Consider the following 1,395-nt stretch of genomic DNA (forward strand, 5'->3'; position numbering starts at 1 on the left):
GAGGAAGGCGATGCGCACGGTCACCCACGCCGCATCCATGAGCGCCTCGTTGCGGAAGAGTGCGCCGTACCATTGCGTCGAGAATCCGCCCCACACCGTGACCAGCCGCGACGCATTGAACGAATAGACGATGAGCAGCAGAATCGGCAGATAGAGAAACGCGAAACCGAGCGCGAGGGACGTAACGTTGAAGAGGCTGAGCCGGTTTCTCATCGCCGCGTCTCCAGCCTGCGCGCTTCGACATCGCGATAGATGACGATGGGCACGACGAGAATGATCAGCAGGAGGATCGCGACCGCCGAGGCGAGCGGCCAATCGCGGTTGGAGAAAAACTCGCTCCACAATTGCCGCCCGATCATCAAGGTTTCGGATCCCCCGAGCAGATCGGGAATGACGAATTCGCCAACGGCCGGGATGAAACAGAGCAACGACCCCGCGATGATTCCGGGCATCGCCAGCGGCACGGTGATGGCCCAGAAGGCGCGCCAGGGCGGACAGCCGAGATCGAGCGCCGCCTCGATCAGCGAATGGTCCATTCGCTCGAGAGAGGCATAGAGAGGCAAGACCATGAACGGCAGATAGGCGTAGACGATGCCGATATAGACAGCGGTCTCGGTGTTGAGAATGATCAGCGGCTCGGAAATGAGGCCGACCCCGATCAGGGCCTGATTGAGCAGGCCCTCCGGCTTCAGAATGGCGACCCAGGCGTAGATGCGGATCAGAAAGCTCGTCCAAAACGGCAGGATGATCAGGGCGATGAGCAGCGTGCGATGGCGCGCTGGCGCACGCGCCATCGCGTAGGCGATCGGAAAGCCCACCAGGAGCAACAGCGCGGTCGAGATAGCCGCGATCCGCACCGATGAGAGTGTCGCCTCGAGATAGATGCCGTCCTCGACGAGCAGGGAGAAGTTTTCGAGATCGAGGCCCTCGAAGAAGCCGAGAATATCGCCCCAGTCGAAGATGGGGGTATACGGCGGCTGAGCCGTCGCCGGGTCCGACAAGCTGATCTTGAAGACGATCAGAAACGGCAGCAGAAACAGCAATGCGAGCCAAAGGAACGGGATCGCAGGCACGATGCCAGTCGACAGCCGTTTCATGAGCGGACGCGACGCCATGGCTATTCCGAAAGGATGACGGCGGAATCGGGTGAGAACGTCAGATGGACCTCCTCGTCCCAGTCGATCGGGTTCTCGACGAAGCGAGACGCGTTCGCCCGCGACACGCGCAATATCTCGCCGGACGCGAGCTTCACGCGATAAACTGTCCAATCTCCCAGATAGCCGATATCCCAAACTTCGCCGCTCAACGCGTTGTGCACGTCAGGAGCCGGCGCACCGCGGCGTATCACCATCTTCTCGGGGCGGATCGCGATAGCGACCGGTTGCCCGGTGTGCA

Annotated in this window: 2 protein-coding genes and 1 pseudogene; all 3 read right to left on the reverse strand. The window is 61.3% G+C overall.

The genetic code is table 11. The features are described from left to right. Positions 1 to 213 (reverse strand): annotated as a pseudogene (locus tag AC1DT3_RS21185) (putrescine ABC transporter permease PotI); the annotation flags it as partial. Continuing rightward, positions 210 to 1,115, reverse strand: coding sequence for an ABC transporter permease (locus tag AC1DT3_RS21190; RefSeq protein ID WP_477467161.1), 906 nt, complete (start codon positions 1,113 to 1,115; stop codon positions 210 to 212). The gene AC1DT3_RS21190 and the pseudogene AC1DT3_RS21185, both read right to left, overlap by 4 nt. A 2-nt stretch (positions 1,116 to 1,117) precedes the next feature. Then, positions 1,118 to 1,395: TOBE domain-containing protein (locus AC1DT3_RS21195; protein WP_477467162.1), on the reverse strand; the 278-nt coding region annotated here is incomplete at its 5' end.

The organism is Microvirga sp. P4_G7, assembly GCF_056401005.1.

Excerpts from the sequence above, each read along its gene's own strand:
- AC1DT3_RS21190 (WP_477467161.1), bottom strand. The coding sequence starts at position 1,115 with ATGGCGTCGCGTCCGCTCATGAAACGGCTGTCGACTGGCATCGTGCCT.